This is a genomic window from Limnohabitans sp. G3-2, assembly GCF_002778275.1.
GTDB lineage: Bacteria > Pseudomonadota > Gammaproteobacteria > Burkholderiales > Burkholderiaceae_C > Limnohabitans_A.
Genome location: NZ_NESG01000006.1, coordinates 282,214 through 308,682, shown reverse-complemented (window position 1 = coordinate 308,682; position 26,469 = coordinate 282,214). Strand labels below are relative to the sequence as shown.

General features: G+C 58.2%; 24 protein-coding genes. 3 read left to right on the top strand and 21 right to left on the bottom strand.

Annotated features, from left to right (window positions below; all coding sequences use genetic code 11):
• Window positions 1-69 precede the first annotated feature (69 nt).
• Window positions 70-1,602, top strand: a complete 1,533-nt coding sequence (locus B9Z31_RS11825) for a helicase HerA-like C-terminal domain-containing protein (protein WP_100119750.1) — start codon at window positions 70-72, stop codon at window positions 1,600-1,602.
• A gap of 71 nt (window positions 1,603-1,673) precedes the next feature.
• Here B9Z31_RS11825 and rplI read toward each other — a convergent pair whose 3' ends face one another.
• The 6 genes from rplI to ppsA form a co-directional block, all read right to left on the bottom strand.
• Complete coding sequence (rplI, locus tag B9Z31_RS11820) at window positions 1,674-2,126, bottom strand: 50S ribosomal protein L9 (protein WP_100119749.1); 453 nt, start codon at window positions 2,124-2,126, stop codon at window positions 1,674-1,676.
• An 11-nt stretch (window positions 2,127-2,137) separates the two neighbouring features.
• Window positions 2,138-2,419 (bottom strand): 30S ribosomal protein S18, encoded by a 282-nt coding sequence (gene rpsR / locus B9Z31_RS11815; protein ID WP_019427495.1) that lies wholly within the window; start codon window positions 2,417-2,419, stop codon window positions 2,138-2,140.
• A 14-nt stretch (window positions 2,420-2,433) separates the two neighbouring features.
• Window positions 2,434-2,721 carry a primosomal replication protein N gene (gene priB, locus B9Z31_RS11810; RefSeq protein WP_100119748.1) on the bottom strand — a complete coding sequence of 96 codons (288 nt, stop codon included), beginning with the start codon at window positions 2,719-2,721 and terminating at the stop codon, window positions 2,434-2,436.
• A gap of 17 nt (window positions 2,722-2,738) precedes the next feature.
• Complete coding sequence (rpsF, locus tag B9Z31_RS11805; RefSeq protein WP_089958179.1) at window positions 2,739-3,104, bottom strand: 30S ribosomal protein S6; 366 nt, start codon at window positions 3,102-3,104, stop codon at window positions 2,739-2,741.
• A gap of 94 nt (window positions 3,105-3,198) precedes the next feature.
• Entirely contained in the window at window positions 3,199-5,319 is a 2,121-nt protein-coding gene (locus B9Z31_RS11800) for a VC_2705 family sodium/solute symporter (protein WP_100119747.1), read from the bottom strand.
• 22 nt (window positions 5,320-5,341) lie between these two features.
• Window positions 5,342-7,732 (bottom strand): phosphoenolpyruvate synthase, encoded by a 2,391-nt coding sequence (ppsA, locus tag B9Z31_RS11795; RefSeq protein WP_100119746.1) that lies wholly within the window; start codon window positions 7,730-7,732, stop codon window positions 5,342-5,344.
• A 145-nt stretch (window positions 7,733-7,877) separates the two neighbouring features.
• On the opposite strand from ppsA, the gene B9Z31_RS11790 reads away from it, so the two are divergent.
• Window positions 7,878-8,699: a pyruvate, water dikinase regulatory protein gene (locus tag B9Z31_RS11790; protein ID WP_100119745.1), complete on the top strand. Its 822-nt coding sequence runs from the start codon at window positions 7,878-7,880 to the stop codon at window positions 8,697-8,699.
• Window positions 8,700-8,727: 28 nt separating this feature from the next.
• Here B9Z31_RS11790 and glmM read toward each other — a convergent pair whose 3' ends face one another.
• The 4 genes from glmM to B9Z31_RS11770 all read right to left on the bottom strand — a co-directional run bounded on the left by glmM (window position 8,728) and on the right by B9Z31_RS11770 (window position 13,774).
• Entirely contained in the window at window positions 8,728-10,056 is a 1,329-nt protein-coding gene (gene glmM / locus B9Z31_RS11785) for a phosphoglucosamine mutase (protein ID WP_100119744.1), read from the bottom strand.
• Between the two features lie 83 nt (window positions 10,057-10,139).
• Complete coding sequence (folP, locus tag B9Z31_RS11780; protein ID WP_100119743.1) at window positions 10,140-11,027, bottom strand: dihydropteroate synthase; 888 nt, start codon at window positions 11,025-11,027, stop codon at window positions 10,140-10,142.
• A 61-nt stretch (window positions 11,028-11,088) separates the two neighbouring features.
• A complete protein-coding gene (gene ftsH / locus B9Z31_RS11775) occupies window positions 11,089-13,005 on the bottom strand; it encodes an ATP-dependent zinc metalloprotease FtsH (protein WP_100119742.1) in 1,917 nt (638 codons plus the stop codon).
• 106 nt (window positions 13,006-13,111) lie between these two features.
• Entirely contained in the window at window positions 13,112-13,774 is a 663-nt protein-coding gene (locus B9Z31_RS11770; protein WP_100119741.1) for an RlmE family RNA methyltransferase, read from the bottom strand.
• A 31-nt stretch (window positions 13,775-13,805) separates the two neighbouring features.
• On the opposite strand from B9Z31_RS11770, the gene B9Z31_RS11765 reads away from it, so the two are divergent.
• The gene (locus B9Z31_RS11765; protein WP_100119740.1) at window positions 13,806-14,279 is read left to right on the top strand and encodes a YhbY family RNA-binding protein; all 474 of its coding nucleotides are present in this window, start codon (window positions 13,806-13,808) and stop codon (window positions 14,277-14,279) included.
• Window positions 14,280-14,347: 68 nt separating this feature from the next.
• On the opposite strand, the gene greA is transcribed toward B9Z31_RS11765, so the two are convergent.
• From greA to lpxD, 11 genes are all read right to left on the bottom strand, one after another.
• The gene (gene greA / locus B9Z31_RS11760; protein WP_100119739.1) at window positions 14,348-14,824 is read right to left on the bottom strand and encodes a transcription elongation factor GreA; all 477 of its coding nucleotides are present in this window, start codon (window positions 14,822-14,824) and stop codon (window positions 14,348-14,350) included.
• A 100-nt stretch (window positions 14,825-14,924) separates the two neighbouring features.
• A complete protein-coding gene (gene carB, locus B9Z31_RS11755; RefSeq protein ID WP_100119738.1) occupies window positions 14,925-18,185 on the bottom strand; it encodes a carbamoyl-phosphate synthase large subunit in 3,261 nt (1,086 codons plus the stop codon).
• Window positions 18,186-18,187: 2 nt separating this feature from the next.
• The gene (gene carA / locus B9Z31_RS11750; protein WP_199174485.1) at window positions 18,188-19,351 is read right to left on the bottom strand and encodes a glutamine-hydrolyzing carbamoyl-phosphate synthase small subunit; all 1,164 of its coding nucleotides are present in this window, start codon (window positions 19,349-19,351) and stop codon (window positions 18,188-18,190) included.
• Window positions 19,352-19,549: 198 nt separating this feature from the next.
• Window positions 19,550-20,323 carry an RNA methyltransferase gene (locus B9Z31_RS11745; RefSeq protein WP_100119737.1) on the bottom strand — a complete coding sequence of 258 codons (774 nt, stop codon included), beginning with the start codon at window positions 20,321-20,323 and terminating at the stop codon, window positions 19,550-19,552.
• On the bottom strand, window positions 20,320-20,937 hold the full coding sequence (gene rnhB / locus B9Z31_RS11740) for a ribonuclease HII (protein ID WP_100119736.1): 618 nt from the start codon (window positions 20,935-20,937) through the stop codon (window positions 20,320-20,322). Before rnhB ends, B9Z31_RS11745 begins: the two co-directional genes overlap by 4 nt.
• A complete protein-coding gene (gene lpxB / locus B9Z31_RS11735; RefSeq protein ID WP_100119735.1) occupies window positions 20,909-22,081 on the bottom strand; it encodes a lipid-A-disaccharide synthase in 1,173 nt (390 codons plus the stop codon). The genes rnhB and lpxB overlap by 29 nt, the downstream gene beginning before the upstream one ends.
• On the bottom strand, window positions 22,081-23,181 hold the full coding sequence (locus tag B9Z31_RS11730; protein ID WP_100119734.1) for a DegT/DnrJ/EryC1/StrS aminotransferase family protein: 1,101 nt from the start codon (window positions 23,179-23,181) through the stop codon (window positions 22,081-22,083). Before B9Z31_RS11730 ends, lpxB begins: the two co-directional genes overlap by 1 nt.
• A gap of 27 nt (window positions 23,182-23,208) precedes the next feature.
• Window positions 23,209-24,150: a Gfo/Idh/MocA family protein gene (locus B9Z31_RS11725; RefSeq protein WP_100119733.1), complete on the bottom strand. Its 942-nt coding sequence runs from the start codon at window positions 24,148-24,150 to the stop codon at window positions 23,209-23,211.
• Between the two features lie 50 nt (window positions 24,151-24,200).
• Window positions 24,201-25,016 (bottom strand): acyl-ACP--UDP-N-acetylglucosamine O-acyltransferase, encoded by an 816-nt coding sequence (lpxA, locus tag B9Z31_RS11720; RefSeq protein ID WP_100119732.1) that lies wholly within the window; start codon window positions 25,014-25,016, stop codon window positions 24,201-24,203.
• A gap of 6 nt (window positions 25,017-25,022) precedes the next feature.
• Window positions 25,023-25,463, bottom strand: a complete 441-nt coding sequence (gene fabZ / locus B9Z31_RS11715; protein WP_100119731.1) for a 3-hydroxyacyl-ACP dehydratase FabZ — start codon at window positions 25,461-25,463, stop codon at window positions 25,023-25,025.
• Window positions 25,460-26,452 (bottom strand): UDP-3-O-(3-hydroxymyristoyl)glucosamine N-acyltransferase, encoded by a 993-nt coding sequence (lpxD, locus tag B9Z31_RS11710; protein ID WP_100119730.1) that lies wholly within the window; start codon window positions 26,450-26,452, stop codon window positions 25,460-25,462. The genes fabZ and lpxD overlap by 4 nt, the downstream gene beginning before the upstream one ends.
• Window positions 26,453-26,469: the final 17 nt, after the last annotated feature.

Sequence of the window (26,469 nt, the reverse complement as noted above, 5' to 3'; positions counted from 1 at the left end):
GGAATTCCTTGAATGTTGATTTAACCTAGAGCCTGGATTTTACTTTTCACCGACAGGAGAAAAAGCAACATGGCCGATCCGATGCTGATTGCACGCAACTCACAGGCGCAATGTCACCTGCTGCCGAACTTGGCCAACCGACACGGCTTGATCACGGGCGCGACCGGGACCGGCAAAACGGTGACCTTGCAAACCTTGGCTGAAAACTTTTCCCGGCTGGGTGTCCCGGTTTTCATGGCCGACGTGAAAGGTGACCTCACCGGCATCAGCCAGCGCGGGAAAATCGGCGAAAAACTCGCGGCGGTGCTGAAAGAACGCGGCATGGACATGCCCGAACCACGGGCCTGCCCCACGACCTTGTGGGACGTCTTTGGCGAGCAAGGCCACCCGGTGCGGGCCACCATCTCCGACATGGGGCCTTTGCTGCTGACACGCATGCTGGGCCTGAACGAGACACAGGCGGGGGTGTTGAACCTGGTGTTCAAGATCGCCGACGACAACGGTTTGCTGCTGCTGGACATGAAAGACCTGCGGGCCATGCTGCAGTTCGTGGGGGACCATGCCAAACAGTTCACCACCGAGTACGGCAACATCAGCGCTGCCAGCATTGGCGCCATCCAGCGTGGTTTGCTGCAGATCGACAGCCAAGGGGGTGACCAATTCTTTGGCGAGCCGATGCTCAACATCGAAGATTTCATGCAAACCGATGCGCAGGGCCAGGGGGTGGTGAACATCCTGGCCGCCGACAAACTCATGAACTCGCCGCGCCTGTACGCCACCTTTTTGCTGTGGATGCTGTCCGAGTTGTTCGAGGTGCTGCCCGAAATCGGCGACCCTGAACAACCCAAGCTGGTGTTTTTCTTTGATGAAGCCCACTTGCTCTTCAAAGACGCGCCCACTGTGTTGGTCGAGCGCATCGAGTTGGTGGTCCGATTGGTGCGCTCCAAAGGGGTGGGCGTTTATTTCGTGACCCAAAACCCGCTGGACATTCCCGACAGTGTGCTGGGCCAGTTGGGTCACCGGGTGCAGCATGCCTTGAGGGCCTTCACACCGCGCGACCAAAAAGCGGTGGCGTCAACGGCACAAACCATGCGCCCCAAGGCGGGGCTGAACATCGAGGCGGCCATCACCGAGTTGGCCGTGGGCGAGGCCTTGGTCAGCTTTTTAGATGCCAAAGGCCGACCCTGTGAAACCGAGCGGGTGTTTGTGCTGCCACCCGGCAGCCAACTGGGTCCGATCACCCCAGCGCAACGCCAAACACTGCTTCAAGGCTCTTTGGTGGCCGGGGTGTACGAACAAAGCCAAGACCGCGAGTCAGCGTTTGAAAAAATCCGAGCTTCAAACGCAGGCAACACAGCCACCGCTGCAAGTGGTGCCGGTTTGCCGGGCCAAGCGACTGCCCCAACAGAGACCGCGAGCAGCGGCTTGATGGGTGGTCTGTCAGACCTGTTATTTGGCAGTTCCGGGCCTCGAGGTGGTCAACGCGATGGTGTGGCCCAGATGGTGGTCAAAAGCGCCGTACGCACCGTGGGTTCGGCCATTGGCCGTGAAATCGTGCGCGGCGTGCTGGGTGGCCTGCTGGGTTCGAGCCGCCGTCGCTGATGGCAGACGAAAAAAAACCGCAGGGTGTTGGCCCTGCGGTTTTTCGAAGTGTCTGACGAGGTCAGGCCGTATCAGGCTGTTTCGCCCAGCACGGTCACGGTCACATCAACCACCACGTCGGTGTGCAATGCCACAGCCACGGTGGACTCGCTGACCGTCTTGATCGGGCCCAAAGGCATGCGGATCTGGGACTTGAGCAGTTTGTAGCCTTGCTTGTTCAGCGCTTCGGCAATGTCGTTGTTGGTCACGGAACCAAACAAGCGGCCATCCACACCGGCTTTTTGCGACAACTTGACCACCGTGCCGGACAGCTTTTCGCCTTGGGCTTGGGCTTCGGCCAATTTGGCAGCTGCGGCTTTTTCCAGTTCAACGCGGCGAGCTTCGAACTCGGCCTTGTTGGTTTCTGTGGCGCGGCGTGCGCGGCCTTGAGGGATCAGGAAGTTACGGGCATAACCGTCTTTGACTTTGACGATATCGCCCAGATTACCCAGGTTCACAACCTTTTCGAGCAGAATGATTTGCATGGTTGGACTCCTTAGACTTTGTGCTGGTCGGTGTAGGGCAACATGGCCAAGAAGCGGGCGCGCTTGATGGCGGTGTTGAGCTGACGCTGGAAAATGGCACGGGTGCCAGTCAAGCGTGCAGGGATGATCTTGCCGTTTTCGGCGATGAAGTCACGCAAGGTGTCCACATCTTTGTAGTCGATTTCTTCGACGCCAGTGACTGTGAAGCGGCAGAAACGCTTGCGCTTGAACAGCAGTGACTGGGTGTTGCGCTTTGGGCGCTTGTCTTTGTTGAATTTTTTGAACGTGGCCATGGGGCCTCCTGAAATTAATCTTGCTGAAACTCTTGAATGTGCAACACGACACTTTTGCCTTGTCGAGGGGTGGCCAAAAAGCCTTTGAACGTCCAAACACTGCCAACCGCTTGCTTGACCAGTCTTTCGGCCAGCGACCCGAAGGCCAAGGCACGAAGCTTCAACTGGACTTTGCGAATTTGCCCTGCCTCTTCCATTTCAGAGGCGTGCTCCAGAATCAAATCCAGAGCTGGCAAACCAGCGGGGGTATATCGCAAAGCGGCTTGCTCGGCAATACAGGCACTCAGTTCGGTACGGTTCACTCCTCAACAGACACGTGTCAAGCGGCGAATTCGGCTTGTTGTGACTTGCGGGCTTCTTCGCGCTCGACCGTCTTCATCATGGACGAAGGACCGGTGTCGGCTTTTTTCTTCAGCACCGTCAGGTGACGCAGAACAGCGTCGTTGAACTTGAACGCGTGCTCGAGTTCGGCCATCACAGCCTGATCGGCTTCGATGTTCACGCACAGGTAGTGGGCTTTGCCCAACTTGTTGATCTGGTATGCCAGCTGGCGGCGGCCCCAGTCTTCAACACGGTGGATAGCACCACCGCCGGCAACGATCATGCCTTTGTAACGCTCCAGCATGGCTGGAACTTGTTCGGACTGATCGGGATGGATCAGCAAAATGATTTCGTAATGACGCATTGAGACTCCTTGCGGTTAACCCAAAAGGTTGGAAAAGCCGCCCCCAGCGTCTGTCGGGGTGCGGCAAGGCGAAGCCTCAGATTATAGCTCGATTTCAGAGCCCTGGATACTCGCTTTGAACCCTGGCAACCGGGATTGCGGGAGGCACACGGCGCACCACCCAAGAGTTGGGCAAGACCCAGGTCAAGACCACCATCACCAAAAAACCAACTGGAACACCAAAAACGCCTGCCGACAGAGGCTGGATGCCGTACCACAAGCCCTCACCGGGGGTCAGCCCCAAGAGGTGACGGAAACCAGGGGCGTTGACCACCATGTAGTACAGCGTGACACCCAAACCCGCCAGCATGCCCGCCACGACCGCCGGGCGATGGACTTTGGGCCAGACCATGCCCAAGACCATGCCGGGGAAAAATGCCGCCGCGGCCAAGGAAAATGACGTGGACACCAAAGCCAAAATTTCGGCCGGTTTGAAAGCGGCGACAACGGCGGCCAACATGGCCACCGCCAACAGCGCAAACTTGGACAAAATGACACGGCCTTCGGCTGACTTGGGTTTTCGATCGCGACCGGGGCCAATGTCGTGCACCAGCGCGTTGCTGATGGTCAACAACAAACCATCGGCTGTTGACAAGGCCGCCGCCAAGCCCCCTGCCGCCACCAAACCTGACACCACGAAAGGCATGCCACCCATCTCGGGCGTGGCCAACATGACCATGTCGGCCCCCAACTTCAATTCCCCCAACTGCAAAATTCGGTCGCCATTGACGTCTGAGAAGGCCAAAAGCCCCGAATCCAATCGGGCCCACTGGGCCATCCAACTGGGCAAGTCCTCAAAACTGCTCCCCACCAAATTGTTGAGCACTTCGAACTTGACCATCACGGCCAGCGCAGGAACGCTCACATAAATCAAGCCGATGAAAAACAGGGACCAAGCGACCGAAGTGCGGGCCTCGGCCACCGAGGGCACCGTGTAAAAGCGGGTCAACAAATGCGGCAAACCCGCGGTCCCGACCATGAGGCAAAAAACCAAGGCCAAGAAATTCAAACGCGACTCGCCAAACAATTTCGCCTCTTCCGGGGTGCCATCGGGCTTGCCCGCAAAAGCCTGGGCGTGCGGGGGCATACCGCCCAAGGGCTTGGCGCGTTCTCGGTTGTCGAGCATGGCCCGCGTCCACTGCTCGCGTGCCTCGGTGGCATCACGCGGCACGGCCAAAAGTTCGCGCCGGACTTGCGCAATGGCGGCGAAATCGGCCGATTGTGATTTGAGCAGGCGGATTTTCTCTTCCAACTCTTGGCGCAAGGCCACCATGGCGCCATCCACATTTTGAAGACGTTCTTCATAGACCTGGGCCCGCCGAGCAAAAGCTTGCCGAACTTCAATTTCAGCGGGGTCGTTCATCAACCTCTTTTCAATCGCCTCAATTTGGGACAATTGCTGCCCATAGGCCAAAGGCGCCAGGGGCGTTCCCAGTTGTTTGTAGGCCAGCCATGACACAGGAATCATGAAGGCCATCAACAACATGATGTATTGCGCCACTTGGGTCCAGGTGATGGCCCGCATGCCGCCCAAAAAAGAACACAGCAAGACACCGCCCAAGCCCAGCAAAATGCCAATTTCAAACTGCACGCCGGTCAGACGCGAGGCAATCAAGCCAATGCCATAAATCTGCGCCACCACATAGGTGAACGAGCACAACACCGATGCCAAAGCGGCAATGATGCGCGGCCAGCGGCCCCCGTAACGCTGGTCAAAATAGTCTGGCAAGGTGTAGAGCTTCATGGCCCGCAACTGGGGCGCAATCAGCAAAGCCACCAAGCAAAAACCGCCCGTCCAGCCCATCACGTAGGCCAATCCACCGGGCTGCTGCCCGCTGCCAGAAAAGCCTTGCAAGTACAGGGCCCCCGCCAAACTGATGAAGGAGGCCGCACTCATCCAATCGGCGGCCGTGGCCATCCCGTTGTACATGGCCGGGATGCGCCGTCCGGCCACGTAATACTCGTCTTCATCGGTGGTGCGACTGGAAATGCCGATCAAGGCATAAATCATCACCGTGCTGAACAAGAAGATCGGACCGATGAGGTTGCGCGACAAACCCCATCGCTCAGCCGAGGCCATGGCCCCCATCAAACAGACGAGGATGGCCATGTAAATCAGCACATTGCGATGAATCCGCCAGTGGTAGGACGAAGAGGTGGTTGCTGCCGGTTTCATCGCAAGGCCTTCAACGCCAGCATCAGCTGCCCAGATTGGTCCAGGTTTCGATGACGGTGTCCGGGTTCAGGGAGATCGAACTGATGCCCTGCGCCATCAACCAATGGGCGAAGTCAGGGTGATCAGAAGGGCCTTGTCCGCAAATGCCAATGTACTTGCCCTGGGCCAAACAAGCCCGAATGGCTTGCGAGATCAAGGCCGTGACGGCCGGGTCACGCTCGTCAAAATCAGCCGCCAACAAGGTCATGCCCGAGTCACGGTCCAAACCCAAGGTGAGTTGGGTCAAATCGTTGGAGCCGATCGAAAAACCGTCAAAGAACTCAAGGAACTGCTCAGCCAAAATGGCATTGCTGGGAACCTCACACATCATGATGACCTTGAGGTCGTTTTCACCACGGCGCAAGCCTTGGCTCGCCAGCAGTTGGGTGACCTTCTCGGCTTGCCCCAAGGTGCGCACAAAAGGCACCATGATCTGCACATTGGTCAGGCCCATCTCACCGCGCACCCGTTTGAGGGCTTCACACTCCATGGCGAAGGCTTCGCCAAAGTCTTCACTGAGGTAACGCGCAGCGCCCCGAAAACCCAGCATGGGGTTTTCTTCTTCGGGTTCATAACGGCTGCCACCGATCAGTTTGCGGTATTCGTTGCTCTTGAAATCGGACAAACGCACGATGACCGGCTTGGGCCAGAAAGCGGCGGCGATGCTGGCCACGCCCTCGGCGACCTTGTCGACATAAAAAGCGCGGGGGGAGGCGTGGCCCCGGGCCACAGATTCCACGGCTTTCTTCAAGTCAGCGTCGATGGCGGGGTAATCGAGTATGGCCTTGGGGTGCACGCCGATGTTGTTGTTGATGATGAACTCCAAACGCGCCAAGCCGACACCGGCGTTGGGCAACTGGGCGAAGTCAAAAGCCAGCTGAGGGTTGCCCACGTTCATCATGATTTTGGTTTTGATCTCAGGCAGCACGCCGCGTTGGATCTCACTGACCTCCGTCTCCAGCAAACCATCGTAAATGTGGCCGGTATCGCCCTCGGCGCAGCTGACGGTGACCAACGTGCCTTCGCTCAGTTGCTCGGTGGCGTTGCCGCAACCCACCACCGCTGGAATGCCCAATTCACGGGCGATGATGGCCGCATGGCAGGTGCGACCGCCTCGGTTGGTGACGATGGCGCTGGCACGCTTCATCACCGGCTCCCAGTTCGGGTCGGTCATGTCGGTCACCAGCACATCACCGGGCTGGACCTTGTCCATCTCGCTGATGTTGTGCACCAAGCGCACCGGACCCGTGCCAATCTTTTGCCCAATGGCGCGGCCTTCGGCCAGGATGGTGCTTTTTCCTTTGAGCTTGTAACGCAGCTCGGGCGTGCCTTTGGCCTGGCTTTTCACGGTCTCGGGGCGAGCCTGCAAGATGTACAGCAAACCATCGGAGCCGTCTTTGCCCCACTCGATGTCCATCGGGCGGCCATAGTGCTGCTCGATCACCACCGCGTAGCGGGCCAATTGCTCGACCTCGTCATCGGTCAGGCTGTAGCGGTTGCGCAGTTCGGTGGGCACATCGGTGGTTTTGACCAGCTTGCCCGAAGAGGCTTTCTCTTCGGGGGTGGCAAACACCATCTCGATCAGCTTGGAGCCCAGGTTGCGGCGTATCACGCTGCGGTGGCCAGCGGCCAACATGGGTTTGTGGACATAGAACTCGTCGGGGTTCACGGCCCCCTGAACCACCGTCTCGCCCAAGCCATAACTGGAGGTGATGAACACCACATCTTCAAAACCCGACTCGGTGTCGATGGTGAACATGACGCCCGCCGCACCCAGATCGGAGCGCACCATGCGCTGCACACCCGCTGACAAGGCCACGTCGGCATGGGCAAAACCCTTGTGCACTCGGTAGCTGATGGCGCGGTCGTTGTACAAGGAGGCAAACACCTCTTTCATCTTGTGCAGCACGTCCTCGATGCCCACCACGTTGAGAAAGGTTTCCTGCTGACCGGCAAAAGAAGCGTCTGGCAGGTCTTCGGCTGTGGCCGAAGAGCGGACCGCAAAAGAGGCCTCCGGATGGCCGCCCTGCAGGCGCAAAAACGCCTCACGAATGGCTTGGGCCAAATCCTCAGGGAATGGCTGGGCCTCAACCATGGCCCGAATTTCTGCCCCCGCCGCCGCCAAGGCACGCACATCTTCGGTGTCCAAGGCATCCAATCGGGCGTTGATGCGCTCAGTCAAGCCGCCAAACGCCAAAAACTGACGGAACGCGTGGGCCGTGGTGGCAAAACCCGTGGGCACACGAACCCCCGAAGGCAGCTGGGAAATCATCTCCCCTAGGCTGGCGTTTTTACCGCCGACCGACTCGACATCGGTCATGCGCAAAAGCTCGAAGGGAACGACCAAAGCGGTCTCACTGAAAAGATCAGACATGCAAAGCTCCAAAGTTAAAACCTGGCTCCAGTGCACAGCTGGGGGTTTTTCTTGTTCTTGGCATAGAACCCCAAGCCGACTGCGATGGATAATCGACTGATTTTAGGGGTCTTGTTGACCTCGGCCTTTGAAATAAATTACAAGCATGTCAAAACGAACCGTTTTCTTTGTATCGGATGGCACGGGCATCACGGCTGAGACTTTTGGCAACGCGATACTGGCCCAGTTCGACATGAAATCGCGCCATGTCCGTTTGCCCTTCACCGACACCATCGACAAGGCCCACCAAGCGGTCCGTCAGATCAACCACAGCGCCGAGACCGAAGGCAACAAGCCCATCGTGTTCACCACCTTGGTGAACATGGACGTGCTCAAGGTGCTGCAAGAGCACTGCAAAGGAATGCTGCTGGACATGTTCGGCACCTTCGTCAACCCACTGGAAGCCGAGCTGGGCATCAAGTCCCACCACCGGGTTGGGCGCTTTTCGGATGTGAGCAAAAGCAAGGAATACCACGACCGCATCGAAGCCATCAACTTCTCACTGGCCCATGACGATGGCCAATCCAACCGGGATCTGGAATCGTCGGATGTGATTTTGGTGGGTGTCAGTCGCAGCGGAAAAACGCCAACCAGCTTGTACCTGGCCATGCAGCACGGTCTGAAGGCGGCCAACTACCCGCTCATTCCAGAGGACTTCGACCGCAGGCAATTGCCCCCAGCCCTGGTGCCACACCGTCAAAAAATCTTCGGGCTGAGCATTCACCCGGACCGCTTGGCCGAAATCCGCGCCGAACGCCGTCCCAACTCGCGATACGCCAGCATTGAGAACTGCCGCATGGAGGTCTCAGAAGCCGAAGCCATGATGCGCCGCTCTGGCATCCGCTGGCTGTCCACCACCACAAAATCGATCGAAGAAATCGCCACCACGATCCTTCAGGAAATCAAGCCAGAGCGCTTGATTTACTGAAGACTGGCTCGGCATTTGCCAGCCATCTTCAACTCAGCGTCGCAGCGATGCTTTCAGCACACGCGCGTGCTTGTCCCGCATCACGCGCCTCGACCATGACCCGAACCAGCGGCTCAGTGCCACTGGCGCGAATCAAGACCCGTCCGGCATCGCCCAGCTTCGCTTCGGCTGCGCGCGTGGCCTCCCACAGCGCTGGGTGACCTTGCCAGTCAAATCCGGGGGTCAAGCGCACATTGATGAGGGTTTGAGGGAAAAGTGTGATGCCCTCGAGCAATTGCGCCATGGTCTTGCCGCTGCCCACACACGCCTGCAGCACCTGCAAGGCACTGACCAGACCATCGCCCGTGGTGTGCTTGTCCAGGGCCAACAAATGGCCTGAACCCTCCCCGCCCAACAACCAGCCTTTTTCGTGCAGGACCTCCAGCACATAGCGGTCACCCACTTTGGCACGGACAAATTGCACGCCCCGCTGCTTGAGTGCAACCTCAATGGCCATATTGGTCATCAAGGTGCCCACAGCACCCGGCACAGCTTCGTCGCGGGCCAATCGGTCCGCCACCATCAGATACAAAAGCTCATCACCGTTGAACAAACGCCCACCCGCGTCCACGAACTGCAAGCGGTCGGCATCACCATCCAGAGCAATGCCGTAATCGGCCTTGTGGTCCTTGACCGCCTCGACCAAGGCCTGAGGATGGGTCGCGCCCACGCCTTTGTTGATGTTGAGTCCATCGGGTGAACAACCCATGGCGATGACCTCTGCACCCAATTCATGAAACACTTTGGGGGCGATTTGGTAGGCGGCGCCGTGCGCAGCATCCACCACGATCTTCAGGCCCTTGAGGGTCAAATCGTTCGAGAAAGTGCTCTTGCAAAACTCAATGTAGCGGCCAGCCGCATCGTCCAGGCGGCGGGTTTTGCCCAGAGCGGCAGAATCGGCCCAAACCGGGTCCTCCAGCAAGGTAGCCTCCACGGACGCTTCCCACGCGTCCGACAGCTTCTTGCCTTGGGCACTGAAAAATTTGATGCCGTTGTCGGCAAAAGGGTTGTGGCTGGCGCTGATGACAACGCCCAGAGAGGCGCGTTGCGCGCGGGTCAGGTAAGCCACAGCAGGCGTCGGAACAGGCCCCAGAAGCACCACATCGACCCCTGCGGAATTGAAACCCGACTCCAAAGCACTTTCCAGCATGTAGCCCGATATGCGTGTGTCCTTGCCAATCAAGACCGTCGGGTGGGCTTCTTTGGCCTTCAACACGCGGCCCACCGCATGCGCCAAGCGCAAGATGAAGTCGGGTGTGATGGGGCTTTGTCCCACAGTGCCGCGAATGCCGTCTGTGCCAAAGTATTGTCGCGCCATGTGAACGATCCTGATTTTTGTTATGAATGAAAGAATTTTAGCCGTCCCATGACAGCCAAAAGCCCAGCGATGGGCTGGGCGAGTCAAGCCATGGGGACTTGCTGCTGCACGGCTCGCCACACTTTGAGCGCATCGACCGTGCCCTTGACGTCGTGCACCCTCAGGACTGACGCCCCTCGCTCCACCGCCATCAAAGCGGCTGCCACACTGGCGAATTGCCTTTGCGCGGGTTCTGGCACCTGTCCGTCTTGCGCCAGAGCAGCCCCCAGAGCCGATTTGCGAGACCAACCGGCCAAGAGTGGAAAACCCAGCTGCAGCAAGTCGGTTTGACGGGCCAGCAGTTGAAAATTCTGCGCCACGGTTTTGCCAAAGCCAATCCCCGGATCCAGCACCACCCGGGAAGCCGATACGCCGCTGTCAAACAAAGCGTGCACACGACCTTGCAAAAAGGCCGCCACCTCGGTCAACACATCCCCGGTCATGGGCTCTATTTGCATGGTTTGGGGGTCACGGTGCATGTGCATCAGACACACCCCGCATCGGGGGTGGCCCGCCACCACTTGCGCCGCACCGGCTTGGCGCAGTGCCCAAACATCGTTGACGATGTCGACCCCCCAATCGAGGCAGGCCTGCATCACTTCGGGTTTGTACGTATCGACGGACAGGGGCACTTGCCAACGGACCGCTTCGCGCACAAAAGGCTCTAGACGTGCCAACTCCTTGGCCAGGGGCACCACCTCAGCCCCTGGCCGGGTGGACTCCGCACCAATGTCCAAGATGTCCGCCCCCTCGCGCAGCAGTTGTTCGGCATGGCGTAAGGCTTGTGAAGTTTCGGCATGCTGTCCGCCATCGGAAAAGGAGTCTGGCGTGACATTGACAATGCCCATGACCAGGGGCTTGGCCAAATCCAGTTCAAAACGTGCGGTTTGCCAATACGGGGCCGCTTGTGTTGTGGAAAGAGAGGGAGGCATCAAAGTTTTTCCATGAAAAACGGGGCCAGAGGCCCCGCTTTTTGCACACCGAACTTAAAAATCAAGCCGCAGTGGCCGCTGGTTCAGGCTGCACGTCCGGTGTGCCGCCACCGCTGCTGCCACCGGAGGGCGGCGTGCGGGGCGTCCAGTCCTTGGGAGGCAAAGGATCACGGCCCGCCATGATGTCGGCAATCTGATCTTTGTCGATGGTTTCCCATTCGAGCAAAGCCTTGGCCATGGCGTGCATCTGCGAGCTGTGCTCCTCGATCAAACGCCGAGCCTCGCTGTACTGCTCATCAATGATGCGGCGCACTTCCATGTCCACCTTTTGCATGGTGGACTCGCTCATGTTCGTGGTCTTGGTGACCGAACGGCCCAAGAACACTTCGCCTTCGTTTTCGGCATAGACCATCGGGCCCAGGGCATCGGTCATGCCATAACGCATGACCATGTCGCGGGCAATGGAGGTGGCGCGCTCGAAGTCGTTGCTGGCCCCTGTGGTCATCTGGTTCATGAAGACCTCTTCGGCAATCCGCCCACCAAACAGCATGCTGATCTGGTTGAGCATGAACTCCTTGTCGTAGCTGTAGCGGTCCTTCTCAGGCAGGCTCATGGTCACACCCAGGGCGCGGCCACGGGGAATGATGGTGACCTTGTGCACCGGATCGCACTTGGGCAGCAAATTGCCGATGAGGGCGTGCCCTGCTTCGTGGTAGGCCGTGTTGCGGCGCTCTTCCTCGGGCATGACCATGCTCTTGCGCTCGGGGCCCATCAGGATCTTGTCCTTGGCTTTTTCAAAGTCGACCATCTCGACCACACGGGCATTGCGACGCGCGGCCATCAAAGCCGCTTCGTTGCACAGGTTGGCCAGATCCGCGCCGCTCATGCCAGGTGTGCCGCGGGCGATCACCGCCGCATTCACGTCCTGGCCGATCGGCACTTTGCGCATGTGCACATTCAGGATTTGCTCGCGACCACGGATGTCGGGCAAGGTCACATACACCTGACGGTCAAAACGGCCGGGGCGCAACAAAGCAGCGTCCAGAATGTCTGGGCGGTTGGTGGCCGCCACAACGATCACACCCAGATTGGTTTCGAAGCCATCCATCTCGACCAACATCTGGTTGAGGGTTTGCTCGCGCTCGTCGTTGCCGCCGCCCAGGCCTGCGCCACGTTGGCGGCCGACCGCGTCGATTTCGTCAATGAAAATGATGCACGGTGCGTTCTTTTTGGCATTCTCGAACATGTCACGAACACGGGAAGCACCCACACCCACAAACATTTCGACGAAATCAGAACCAGAAATGCTGAAGAACGGCACTTTGGCCTCACCAGCGATGCTTTTGGCCAACAGGGTCTTGCCGGTTCCAGGAGGCCCGACCAAAAGCAAACCGCGGGGAATGCGGCCGCCCAATTTTTGAAAGCGTTGAGGGTCCTTGAGGAAATCCACCACCTCTTTGACTTCTTCTTTGGCTTCGTCACAACCGGCCACATCGGCAAAAGTGGTGTTGTTGTTGTTTTCGTCCATCATGCGGGCCTTGGACTTGCCAAAACTGAAGGCGCCGCCCTTGCCACCACCTTGCATCTGGCGCATGAAATACACCCAAACACCAATCAGCAACAGCATGGGGCCCCAGCTGACCAGCAAGGTCATGAGCAATGAGCCTTCTTCGCGGGGCTTGACGTCAAACTTGACGCCGCTGTTGATCAGGTCACCCACCAGGCCGCGATCCAGGTAGGTCGCGGTGGTCTTGATGCGACGGTCATCGTTGGTGATGGCCAAGATCTCGGTGCCTCCAGGGCTCTCGGAAATGGTGGCACTCTTGATCCGGTTACCGCGAACCTCTTCGAGAAAATCCGAATAACCAATGGCATTCGCGCCTGCGACACCACGGTTGTCAAATTGCTTGAACAAGGTGAACAGCACCATGGCAATCACCATCCAAACGGCAATTTTGGAAAACCAAGGGTTATTCAAGAGAGGCTCCAATCGAAAAAAATGACTGAACTTATTTTAGGCCTGCAGCCAGCCCTTGGCGGCAACAAATGACAGTTTGGCCCTCGAAAAGGGAGGAATTAAGGGCTCAAGTGGCGTGAATCAGACCCATGCCCACCAAAAATGTCTCAGAGGACTTGTCGCGCGAGGACTTGGGCTTGATGGGTTTGACGACTTTGAAGGTCTCTTTGAACATCTTGACAATCTGGCTGTAGCCGCTGCCATGGAAAACCTTGACCACCAAAGCCCCCTGCGGTTTCATGTGGTTTTGCGCAAATTCCACGGCCAATTCAATCAAATGCTGGATTCGGGCCGCGTCGGAGGACTCGATACCCGACAGGTTGGGCGCCATGTCTGACACCACCACGTCGGCTTGACGCCCTTGCAATGCAGCTTGCAGCAAAGCGGCCACTTCGTTTTCCCGGAAATCCCCCTGGATGAAGTGAACCCCCTCCACCGGGGCCATGGGCAAAATGTCCAGCGCGATGATGCTGCCATTGAGTTCGCCCACGGCCGCGCCATCGGGTGACAAACGGCGGCGCAGGTATTGGCTCCATGCCCCGGGCGCCGAGCCCAAGTCCACCACCAAATCGCCTGGCCGTATCAAGCCCAAGGTTTCATCGATTTCTTTGAGTTTGTACGCCGCCCTCGCCCGGTAACCCTCTTTCAAGGCCAGTTTCACGTAGGTGTCGTTGACGTGGTCGTTCAACCACGCTTTATTGACTTTTTTACTTTTGGTTTTGACTTTCATTCTTCTGCGTCCTTGCGGGGATAATACGGGGATGCCCCAAATACAACTCACACCTGCCGAGCGCAAAGTTTTTCGCGCCGATGCCCATCACCTGGATCCGGTCGTCATGATCGGCGGTGATGGTTTGACCCCCGCCGTCATCAAGGAAACCGAAGCCGCCTTGAATGCCCATGGATTGATCAAAATCCGTGTGCTGGGCGATGACCGTGCCGCTCGAGAAGCCATGTTCGCCCAACTCGCCGACCAACTCAGTGCTGCGCCTATCCAGCACATCGGCAAGTTGCTGATCATCTGGCGGCCACAGCCTGAGAAGATCAAGGAAACCGACGAAGACCGCAAAGCAGGCCCTCGCGATTTCAAAATCTTGAAATACAGCTCACGCGGCGGTCAACGCCCTGAAGTCAAAACCGTTCGCGTGCTGGGCAACCAACGTTTGGCCGCTGGTGGTCAGATCAAGCGGGCCAAGCCCAAACAAAAATCGGTGAAAAAGGGCCGCCACGACTGAGTGGACCACCCCTTCAAGGCGTCTGCGCTGCGCCAAAAGGCCATGTTTCAATGGCCTTTTTTCATGCCTCAAATGTAGGAAACACCCACAATTTCATAGCGGCGAACGCCACCGGGTGCCTGGACCTCGGCCACATCACCCTCCTCTTTGCCAATCAAAGCCCGCGCAATCGGACTGCTGATGTTGATCAAGCCCAACTTCAGATCGGCCTCGTCTTCACCCACGATTTGGTAGGTCACCGACTCACCTGAGCCCTCATCTTCCAGCGCCACGGTGCTGCCAAACACCACGCGGCCTCCGGCATCCACCGATGCGGGGTCGATGATCTGCGCAGCGGACAACTTGCCCTCAATTTCCTGAATACGGCCTTCCACAAAGCCTTGGCGGTCTTTGGCCGCGTCGTATTCAGCGTTTTCACTGAGATCGCCCTGCGCACGCGCCTCGGCAATGGCTTGGATCACACCTGGACGGTCAACGGTTTTGAGGCGATGCAACTCGTCTTTGAGTTTTTCTGCACCGCGCTTGGTGATCGGGATGGTGGACATGTGAGGTTCTCCAAAAACAAACCGCCGAGTGTTGAAACTCGGCGGTCATACGCTGCATTATGCCCTGCCCCATCGACAGGGTGATTCGAATGACAAGGGGTCAGGCCAGCAACTGTGCATGCATTTCCTGCACAGAGATGACATCCAACTTGTCCATGTACTTCATGCCCTCCACCGCCGCTTCGGCGCCAGCGATGGTGGTGAAGGTGGTCACGCGGTTGAGCAAGGCCGATGTGCGAATGTGGCGCGAATCGGCAATCGCATTGCGCCGCTCTTCCACCGTGTTGATGACCAGGACAATCTCGTTGTTCTTGATCATGTCCACAATGTGCGGGCGTCCCTCGGTGACTTTGTTGACAAGGGCACAAGCCACCCCAGCTTCGGTGATGGCATTGGCCGTGCCTTTGGTGGCCACCAAGGCAAAGCCCTGCGCGGCCAGTTGACGCGCCACTTCAATGACACGCGCTTTGTCGTTGTTCTTGACCGAGATGAACACCTTGCCGGAAGGCTTGCCGTCGGCTTTGTGGGGGCGCGGCAGTTTGGTGCCGGCGCCCAACTGGCTCTTCACAAAAGCCTCGCCAAAGGTCTTGCCCACGCCCATGACTTCACCCGTGGACTTCATCTCAGGGCCGAGGATGGTGTCCACGCCCGGGAACTTCACGAATGGGAACACCGCTTCTTTCACGCTGAAATACGGCGGCGTGACTTCTTTGGTGATGCCTTGCGAGGCCAAGCTCTGGCCCGCCATGCAGCGCGCGGCCACCTTGGCCAGCTGAATGCCTGTGGCTTTGGACACATAAGGCACCGTGCGTGAAGCGCGCGGATTGACTTCCAGCACGTAGATCACATCTTGGCCGTCGATGTTTTGAATCGCGAACTGCACGTTCATCAAACCCACCACATTCAAAGCACCTGCCATCGCGGCAGATTGGCGTTTGAGTTCGTTCACCGTGGCGCCCGACAAAGAGTACGGCGGCAAAGAGCAAGCCGAGTCACCGCTGTGCACGCCCGCTTGCTCGATGTGCTCCATCACGCCACCGATGAAGGTCTTGCCTTCGGGGTCGCGCAAACAGTCCACATCGCACTCGATCGCATCGTTCAAGAAACGGTCAAGCAACACCGGCGAATCGTGCGACACCTTGACCGCTTCGCGCATGTAGCGCTCTAGGTCACGCTGCTCGTGCACGATCTCCATGGCGCGACCACCCAGCACATAGCTGGGGCGAACCACCAAGGGGTAACCCAAGGCAGCGGCTTTTTCCAAAGCTTCCGGCTCGGTACGCGCCGTGGCATTGGGCGGTTGGCGCAGACCCAGGTCTTGCAACAGTTTCTGGAAGCGCTCACGGTCTTCGGCCGCGTCGATCATGTCAGGGCTGGTGCCGATGATCGGCACGCCAGCCGCTTCCAGGTCAAGCGCCAATTTCAAAGGGGTTTGGCCACCGTACTGAACAATGACGCCGGTGGGTTTTTCTTTGTCGACGATTTCGAGCACGTCTTCCAAAGTGACGGGTTCAAAGTACAAACGGTCCGAGGTGTCGTAGTCGGTGGACACGGTTTCAGGGTTGCAGTTGACCATGATGGTTTCGTAACCATCTTCACGCATGGCGAGCGCGGCGTGCACGCAGCAATAGTCAAATTCGATGCCTTGGCCGATGCGGTTGGGGCCACCGCCCAGCACCATGATTTTCTTGTTGGCTGTGGGCTCGGCTTCGCACTCACCGTCGCCATGGCCTTCGTAACACGAGTACATGTAGGCGGTGTCGGTCGAGAACTCGGCTGCGCAGGTGTCCACACGCTTGTAAACGGGCCGGATGTTCAGGGCGTGCCGGCGCGCGCGCACCACGTGCTCGGTGGTTTTGAGCAATTTGGCCAGGCGACGGTCCGAGAAGCCTTTCTTCTTGAGTGCACGCAACTCGTCCGCGGTGATGGCCTCGAGTGTGGTGGTTTCAAGTTCCAGCTCGATCTTCACGATCTCTTCAATTTGCACCAGGAACCAAGGATCAATCTTGGTCAAGGCAAAAACCTCGTCCACGCTCAAGCCCATGGCGAAGGCATCGCCGACGTACCAAATGCGCTCGGGACCGGGCTCGCCCAGTTCTTTTTCCAGAACTTCGCGGTCCTGGGTTTTTTCATTCATGCCGTCCACGCCCACTTCCAGACCGCGCAAGGCTTTCTGGAATGACTCTTGGAAGGTGCGTCCCATGGCCATGACCTCGCCCACCGATTTCATTTGGGTGGTCAAGCGGCTGTCTGCCGTTGGGAATTTTTCAAATGCGAAACGTGGGATCTTGGTGACCACGTAGTCGATCGAGGGCTCAAACGAAGCCGGTGTGGCACCGCCTGTGATTTCGTTGCGCAACTCATCCAGGGTGTAACCCACCGCCAGCTTGGCCGCGACTTTCGCAATCGGGAAACCCGTGGCTTTGGACGCCAAGGCAGACGAACGCGACACGCGGGGGTTCATCTCGATCACGACCATGCGGCCGTCTTTGGGGTTGATCGAGAACTGCACGTTGGAGCCGCCTGTGTCCACCCCGATTTCGCGGAGCACGGCCAACGAGGCGTTACGCAGAATCTGGTATTCCTTGTCGGTCAAGGTTTGGGCGGGCGCCACGGTGATGGAGTCACCGGTGTGCACGCCCATGGGGTCCAAGTTCTCGATCGAGCAAATGATGATGCAGTTGTCCGCTTTGTCGCGCACCACTTCCATCTCGTACTCTTTCCAACCGAGCAAAGACTCTTCAATCAGCAACTCGGTCGTCGGCGAAGCCTCCAGACCGCGTTTGCAGATGACTTCAAACTCCTCAGGGTTGTAGGCAATGCCGCCGCCCGTGCCACCCAAAGTGAAGCTGGGGCGAATGACGGTGGGGAAACCCAATGTCTTTTGTACATCCCATGCTTCTTCCATGCTGTGGGCAATCCCCGAGCGCGCAGAGCCCAGACCAATCTTGGTCATGGCGTCTTTGAACTTCAAGCGGTCTTCGGCTTTGTCGATGGCTTCAGGCGTCGCGCCAATCAACTCGACCTTGTACTTGTCAAGCACGCCTTGGTGCCACAAGTCCAAAGCGCAGTTCAGCGCGGTCTGTCCACCCATGGTGGGCAAGATCGCATCAGGGCGCTCTTTGGCAATGATCTTTTCAACCGTTTGCCAAGTGATGGGCTCGATGTAAGTGACATCTGCCGTGGCGGGGTCGGTCATGATCGTGGCAGGGTTGCTGTTGATCAGGATGACTTTGTAGCCCTCTTCACGCAAAGCTTTACAAGCTTGCACGCCGGAGTAATCGAACTCGCACGCCTGACCAATGATGATCGGGCCTGCGCCAATGATGAGGATGCTTTTGAGGTCGGTGCGCTTGGGCATGATTATTTCGCCTCCATCAAATGGATGAAGCGGTCAAAGAGGTAAGCAATGTCGTGCGGGCCGGGCGAGGCCTCAGGGTGGCCTTGGAAGCAGAAAGCAGGCTTGTCGGTGCGGGCCAAGCCCTGCAAAGTGCCGTCAAACAAAGACACATGCGTGGCACGCAAGTTGGCGGGCAATGACTTCTCATCCACTGCAAAACCGTGGTTTTGGCTGGTGATGGAGACACGGCCTGAGTCAAGGTCTTTCACAGGATGGTTCGCGCCGTGGTGGCCAAACTTCATCTTGAAAGTCTTGGCACCGCTGGCCAAGGCCATGATCTGGTGGCCCAAGCAAATGCCAAAGGTGGGGATACCGGTTTCGATCAACTCAGCGGCCGCAGCGATCGCGTAGTCGCAAGGCTGGGGGTCGCCAGGGCCGTTGGACAGGAAGATGCCGTCAGGCTTGTGCTTGAGCACTTCAGCGGCTGGCGTCTTGGCAGGGACCACGGTCACCTTGCAGCCGCGCTCGGCCAGCATGCGCAAAATGTTTTTCTTCACGCCAAAGTCATAAGCGACCACATGGAACTTCGGTGCGGTCAAGTTGCCGTAGCCTTCGCCCAATGTCCACTCGGTTTGTGTCCACTCATACGGCTTGGACACGGTGACTTTTTGCGCCAAATCGAGGCCCGCCATATGGGGCGCGCCTTGGGCTGCAGAGACGGCTTGGTCGATCAACGCTTGCGTGACTTCTTGGCCTTTGGCCAGGCCCACAATGGCACCGTTTTGCGCGCCCTTGGTGCGCAAAATACGGGTCAGTTGACGGGTATCGATGTTGGCGATGGCGACGGTGCCGGCACCCACAAGGTAAGAAGAGAGGGTTTGGCTCGAGCGAAAGTTGCTGGCGACCAAAGGCAAATCTTTGATGATCAAACCAGCAGCATGGACTTTGTCAGCCTCGATGTCTTCCACGTTGACGCCATAGTTACCGATGTGCGGGTACGTCAAGGTGACGATCTGCTGGCAGTAGCTGGGGTCGGTGAGGATTTCTTGGTAGCCGGTGAGCGAGGTGTTGAACACCACTTCGCCGACTGTGGAGCCCGTGGCTCCAATCGAGTTGCCGATAAAGACCGTGCCGTCTGCGAGCGCCAAGATGGCGGGCGGGAAGGTTCCCTGAAGAGACAAAAGCACTGGGTTCTCCGGAATAGTTCGGGTACGCCTCAGCACTCACCAGAGATGCGATCTCTTTTTGGCTGCTTGTTCGAGGATTGGGCCTGGGATGGACTGTGGCGTACAGGTTGATGCGGGAAAGCCCACCATTATAGCTGAGGACTACTTGAAAACCCTGACAAATCGGCCCTCAAAACCCTCGCACAACGGGCAAAAGTATCACAGTGCCACGGTCGCACTGGCATGCAAACAAATGGCCGCAGCCGTGGCCACGTTCAAGGACTCTTCACCACCGGGCTGAGCGATGCGAACGGAATGCCGAGCCATGGCCATCAGGGCCTCGCTCACACCCTGCCCTTCGTGCCCAAAAACCCAAGCGCAAGGACTGGGCAAGTCACCTCGGCGAAGCACGTCATGCAAGAAAGGCCCTTCGTGCGAACTGGTCGTCAAAATGGGCACTTGCAAAGCCGCCACGTGCGCCTCGCTGACCGATTCGACCAATTTCAGACCAAAATGCGCGCCCATACCGGCTCTGAGGACCTTGGGGGACCACAGGGCTGCGGTGCCTTTGACCGCCAAAACCTGTCGGTATCCAAAAGCCGAAGCGCATCGCAAAATGGCCCCCACATTGCCGGCATCTTGCAAGCGGTCCAGCACCACGGTCGGCTGATCGGGCAAAACCTGTGTTTCAGCACCCCAGGCCACCACAAAGCCCATGCGGGCCGGTGACTCCAAACCACTCAAGCTGTCAAACAAGGCATCGGGCAAGACAAAGACTTGATCGGTCAAACCCATCCACTTTTCACCCTGTTCGCGTTGAAAGGTCTCGGTCATCACCACCTGCAGGGGTCGCACACCACGCTCGAGAGCCGCGCGGCAGAGGTGATCGCCTTCCAGCCAAAATTGTTCCACTTTGCGGTAGGCCGTGGTCTCTTGGGCCAAACGCCGCCAAAGTTTCACATGGGGGTTGTCTCGCGACGTGATCGGCTTCACCGCACGCTCCTGGCCACCGGGGCAAATGTCAATCTGTGGCAATCTGCCGGGCCATGGGCTTGCAGGGCAGCCAAGTGTTGGGCCGTGCCATAGCCTTTGTGTTGGTCAAATCCATACACAGGGTAGCGCAGGTGCATCGCTTGACACAAGCGGTCGCGGTGCACCTTCGCCAAAATAGAAGCCGCTGAAATGGCCGGCACCAAAGCATCGCCTTGCACAATGGCTTCAGCCCGAATGGCCAAAGTGGGCAAGCGGTTGCCGTCGACCAAGACCAATTTAGGGGGCAGTCGCAACGCTTCAACGGCCCGTTTCATGGCCAACAATGTGGCTTGCAAGATGTTGATTTGGTCAATTTCTTGCACACTGGCTTCGGCAATGGCGAAACACAGGGCGCGCGCCCGAATTTCGTCAAATAAGGCCTCGCGTCTCTTGGCGGTGAGTTTTTTGGAATCGTTCAATCCACGAATGGGGTTCAAATCGTCCAAGATCACCGCCGCGGCAACCACGGGGCCAGCCAATGGGCCTCTCCCAGCCTCGTCTACCCCGGCCACCAGGCCATCGGTATCCCAATTCAAGGTTTTTTGCTCAAGCAGCAATGACTTTTTGGATCGCATGGGTCGCCAGCGTCGGCATGTCCTGACGCAGTTGATGGTGCAAATCTGTGAACCGCCCCTGAAGGTGGGCCACAGCGACAGGATCTTCCAGCCAACGCAGGACCGCCTGTGCCAGCGCTTTGGGCCGCACTTGCTCTTGCAAAAATTCGGGCACCAAGCTGTCGTTGCACAAAATATTGGGCAAGCCGACCCACGGAAGCAAGCGCTGACGGTTGGCGATCTGCCAAGACAGCCACTGCATTTTGTAAGCGATGACCATGGGGCGCTTGTGCAAAGCGGTCTCCAAAGTGGCCGTACCACTGGCCACCAGGGCCACATCGCAAGCCGCCTGCACCTCGTGCGATTGGCCCAGCACCACCTGCACATGTGACTGCAAACCCGTCTGGGCAATGGCGGCATCGATCACGGGCTTCAAAAGCTCAAGCGTGGGCAACACAAATTTCAATTCAGGCCTTTGCTGACGCATCCACTGCGCCGCCTGCAAAAACGGCAAGGCCAAACCTTTCACCTCAGAAGGCCGGCTGCCTGGCAACAAAGCCACGATGGGGGCCTCGGGTGGCAAACCCAGAGCGGCCCTTGCCTTCAAGCGGTCAGGCTCCAGCGCAATGACATCGGCGACGGGATGGCCCACAAAAGTGCCATCGATGCCATGCTGGGCCAACAAATCCGGCTCGAACGGGTAAATACACAGCACATGGTCCACGCTTTCGCGGATTTTTTGCACCCGCTCAGGACGCCAGGCCCAAATAGAGGGACACACCAACTGAACCGTCGGCACACCTTTTTGCCGCAGCAAACGCTCCACGGGCAAGTTGAAGTCGGAGGCATCGATGCCCACATAGAGGCTGGGGGGGGCGGCCAGCAAATCCTGGATCAAGGTCTGCCGGATGCCGTTGATGTGGCGGTAGCGCCAAAGCGCCTCCACCAAGCCGCGCACCGACAACTCGTCACACGACCAGCGCGATGCGAAACCCGTCGCATCCATACGCGGCCCGCCAATGCCCGAAGCTTGCATGAGCGGCCAGGTTTTTTGCATGCCTTGCAACAACAAGGCCGCGAGCATGTCGCCCGAACGCTCGGCCGCCACCATGCACACCCGCAAGTCTGCAGTGGCGCGGGTCGAAGCTGGCCCTGCGTCCGCCATCACGCCTTCAAAGCCTGGCGAATCACGCCGCACACTTCGTCGATGGCTTCGTTGCTCAGCTCTGGATAGATGGGGAGCGACAAACAGCGCTGCGCAACCGACTCGGTGACCGGGAAATGGGCTCCTGCGGAAATGTCGGCAAATACCTTTTGCTGATGCAAAGGCACGGGGTAATAGACAGCGCTGGCGATGTTGTGCTCGGTCAAAGCCTGTTGGATGGCCGCACGGTCATCGGTCAGCAAGGTGTACTGGTGAAACACATGCAAGCCCACGCCATCTTCGCAGGGCGTTTGCAAGTTCAGCAAACACAAGCCAGCGTTATAGCGGTGAGCCACACGGCGACGCTCTTGGTTGTAATGGTCAATCAAGGGCAACTTGGCCCGCAGCACCACGGCCTGCAATTCATCCAGTCGGCTGTTGTAACCCACGATGTCGTGGTAATAACGCACCTTGCTGCCGTGGTTACGAAGCATGCGCAGGGTTTGCGCCATCTCGTCCGACTGCGTTGTGACCATGCCGCCGTCACCAAAGCAGCCCAAATTTTTACTGGGGAAAAAGCTGAAAGCGGCCACATCCCCCATCGCGCCAGTCTGGATGCCACCGATATCGGCACCAAAAGATTGGGCGCAGTCCTCCACCAATTGAAGCCCGTGTTCTTTGGCCAGGGCCATCAAAGGCGCCAAATTGGCGGGCTGTCCAAACAAATGCACCGGCAACAAGGCCTTGGTCTTGGCGGTGATGGCGCGCTGGGCCTGCGCCACGTCGATATTGAAGGTGCAGGGATCGATGTCAACAAACACGGCTTTGGCCCCCACATAGGCAATGGCCTCTGCGGTCGCAATGAATGTGAAAGGCGTGGTGATCACCTCGTCGCCAGGCCCAATACCCGCAGCCAACAAGGCCAGGTGCAATGCATCGGTGCCGTTGGCACAAGTGATGGCATGGGCCACACCGAGGTACTCGGCCGCCTCTTTCTCAAAGGCTTGGACATTGGGGCCCAAAATAAATTGCGCAGCCGTCAAGGCTTTCAACAACGCAGGTTCCAGCTGGGGTTGGAGATCGCGGTATTGCGCGACCAGATCGACCATTGGGATGGGCATGGCGTACCTTTCAAACAGGCAAAATCATTAGGAAATCAGACGGGTGGCTTCGGTGATGCGCTGAACAGCTTCCAGCGCACGGCGCCCAGCCTCACCACTCACCTTGGGTGGGCGGCCAGCGCGAATGCTCTCGACAAAGTCGAGGATTTCAGAAAACAAGGGATCGGCCTCGCCAAACGACTGCTCGTGACGCTCAATGGCCAACTCGGTATCGGCCAAGAGCGCGGTGGCGCCTTTGTAAGTGGTCAATGTACGGGCCTGAAAATCCAGAGAGTGACAGGCTTTCTCTTGAAAAACACGCATTTTTCGCTCGCTTTTGGCGCTCACGCGGCTGGCGGTGACGTTGGCCACACAACCATTGGCAAAACGAATGCGGGCGTTGGCAATGTCAATGTCGGTGGTCAACACGCGGGCACCCGAACACTCCACACTTTCCAGCTCGCTGTCGACCAGCGACAAAATCAAATCCACATCGTGGATCATCAGATCGAGCAGCACACTCACATCGGTGGCGCGTGGCTTGAACGGGGCCAGGCGCGAACTGTCGATGAAGCGGGGGTTCGACAACAAAGGCTCCAAGGCCAAAGCCGCAGGGTTGAAGCGCTCCAAATGCCCCACGGCCAAGACGCAGTTGTTCTCTTTGGCCAAGCGGATCAGTTCATCGGCCTGCTCCAAGGTGGTGGTCATGGGCTTTTCGACCAAAACGTGCACACCGGCCCGAAGAAATTCGGCACAGACCTCGTAATGCCCCTGTGTGGGCACCACGATGGAAACCGCGTCGACCTGACCGATCAGAGCACGGTAATCCGTCAGCGCCGCACACCCCAAAGGACCTGCAACCGCTTCGGCCTGTTCTTGACGGCTGTCCACCACCGCCACGAGCTGACACTCGGGGATTTTGGCGTACTTTTGAGCATGGAATTTGCCCAGATAACCAACGCCGATCACGGCGCAACGCAACAGGGCCACAGGGCCCTCCTTTCATGCTCGGGCCAAGCAAACGCTGGCCCTGGGTTTGTTCAATCGACCGAACGGCGACGCGAACGAACGATGCCCACTTTGGGAGAAACACCGGACAAAAAGTCCAGCATCATGTCCACATCGGGCTGGACCTCGGGTTTGGACTTGGCGATTTGCAAGATGCGTTCTTTGGACGCTTCGAATGTGAGGTTTTCTCGGTACAGGGCTTTGTGCATGGCCCGAACGGCCGTGATTCGGTCAGGCGAATAACCGCGCCGACGCAAACCTTCGGCATTCACAGTTCGGGCAGCAGCGGGCTGGCCCTGGCACGTCATGTAAGGCGGCAGGTCGGCAAACAACAAAGTGCACATGGCCGTGAAGCTGTGCGCCCCCAGACGCAAGAACTGACGCACCACCGTGAAGCCGCCCAAAATGACCCAGTCGCCCACCACGACATGTCCCGCCAGCTGGGAGTTGTTGGCAAAAATCGTGTGGCTGCCCACCTGGCAATCGTGCGCCAAATGGACATACGCCATGAACAGGTTGTCGTCACCCACTTGGGTCACACCGCCACCGTTCACGGTGCCGGCGTTGAAGGTGCAAAACTCACGGATGGTGTTGCCATGGCCGATCACCAAGCGGGTCGGTTCACCCGCGTATTTCTTGTCCTGCGGCGCAGCGCCTAAGGATGTGTAACTGTGGATGTGGTTGTTTTGCCCGATGGTGGTGTGCCCCTCAATCGTGCAATGCGAACCCACCGAAGAGCCGGCGCCCACCACCACGTTGGGGCCAATGATGGTGTAGGGACCGACGGTGACGGAGGCATCGAGCTGGGCGGCCGGATCGACCAAAGCGGTTGAATGAATAGTGGCCATAAATCCTCACGCAATTTTGCGCATCGTGCACATCAACTCCGCCTCACAAGCCAATTCGTCTCCCACTTTGGCTTGGGCTTTGAATTTAAAAATACCCGCCTTCATGCGGTCCAGTTGCACTTCCAAGGTCAACTGATCACCCGGCTCCACGGGCCGCTTGAAGCGTGCCCCATCAATGCCCGCGAAGTAATAAACCGTATTTTCGTCCGGGGCCGCATCCAAGGTGTCGAAAGAAAGCAAAGCTGCCGCCTGGGCCAGTGCTTCGAGCATCAGCACACCGGGCATGACGGGCCGGTGCGGGAAATGGCCCGTAAAAAAGGGTTCGTTGATCGTGACATTCTTCAAAGCCTTGATGCGCACGCCCTTTTCGAGCTCGAGCACGCGGTCCACCAGCAAAAAGGGGTAACGGTGCGGCAACTGCTTGAGAATCTTGTGAATGTCCATCATGGTCGGTTTTCCTTGTTGTTTTGAATGTCCGCCTCGAGGGCTTTGATGCGTTCGCGCAAGCGGGACAATTGTTTGAGGCTGGCGGCGTTTTTTTCCCAATGGGCATTGGTGTCCAGAGGAAACATGCCGGTGTAGTGCCCGGGCTGCGAGATGGATCGCGTGACCACCGAGGCGGCAGAAATGTGCACATGGTCCGCCACGCTCAGGTGCCCCAGCACCACAGCACCGCCGCCCACGGTGCAATGGGCGCCAATCTTGGCACTTCCTGCCACGCCAACGCAACCGGCCATGGCCGTGTGCTTGCCCACCTGCACGTTGTGGCCAATCTGAATCAGGTTGTCGAGTTTGACACCGTCCTCGATGACCGTGTCCTCTAAGGCGCCTCGGTCGATGCAGGTGTTGGCGCCGATTTCAACATCGTTGCCGATGCGCACCGCGCCCAGCTGCTCAATTTTTTCCCACTGGCCTTGGTGCGGCGCAAACCCAAACCCGTCGGCACCAATCACAACCCCAGAATGCACCAGACAACGGGCTCCGATTTTGCAATCTTCACCCACCGTCACGCGAGACTTCAGCCAGGTTCCGGGACCGACTTCGGCGCCACGCTCCACCACACACAAAGGACCAATGACGGCATCTGCGGCGATGAGGGCCTCGGGGTCGATCACCGCACTGGGGTGGATGTTGGGAACTTTAGAGCGCGGGAGCGAACGCTTCCACAACTGGGTCAATCGGGCAAAGTACCCATACGGGTCATCGGTGATGATGGCCGCGGGACGCTGGGCCACCTGGACCTCAAAAGCCGGGCTCACGATCACACAGCTCGCCAGACTGTCCGCCAACTGGCTTTGGTAGCGCGCTTGGCTCAGAAAACTGATCTGGCCGTGCTGCGCACTCCGCAAAGGCGCCAAACCCGTGATGACCTGGTCAGGTGCGCCCAACAAGCGCCCGCCCAGAGCCTCAACGATCGCGCCAAGCGTCAAAGACACGGTATCGAACAGGCCAA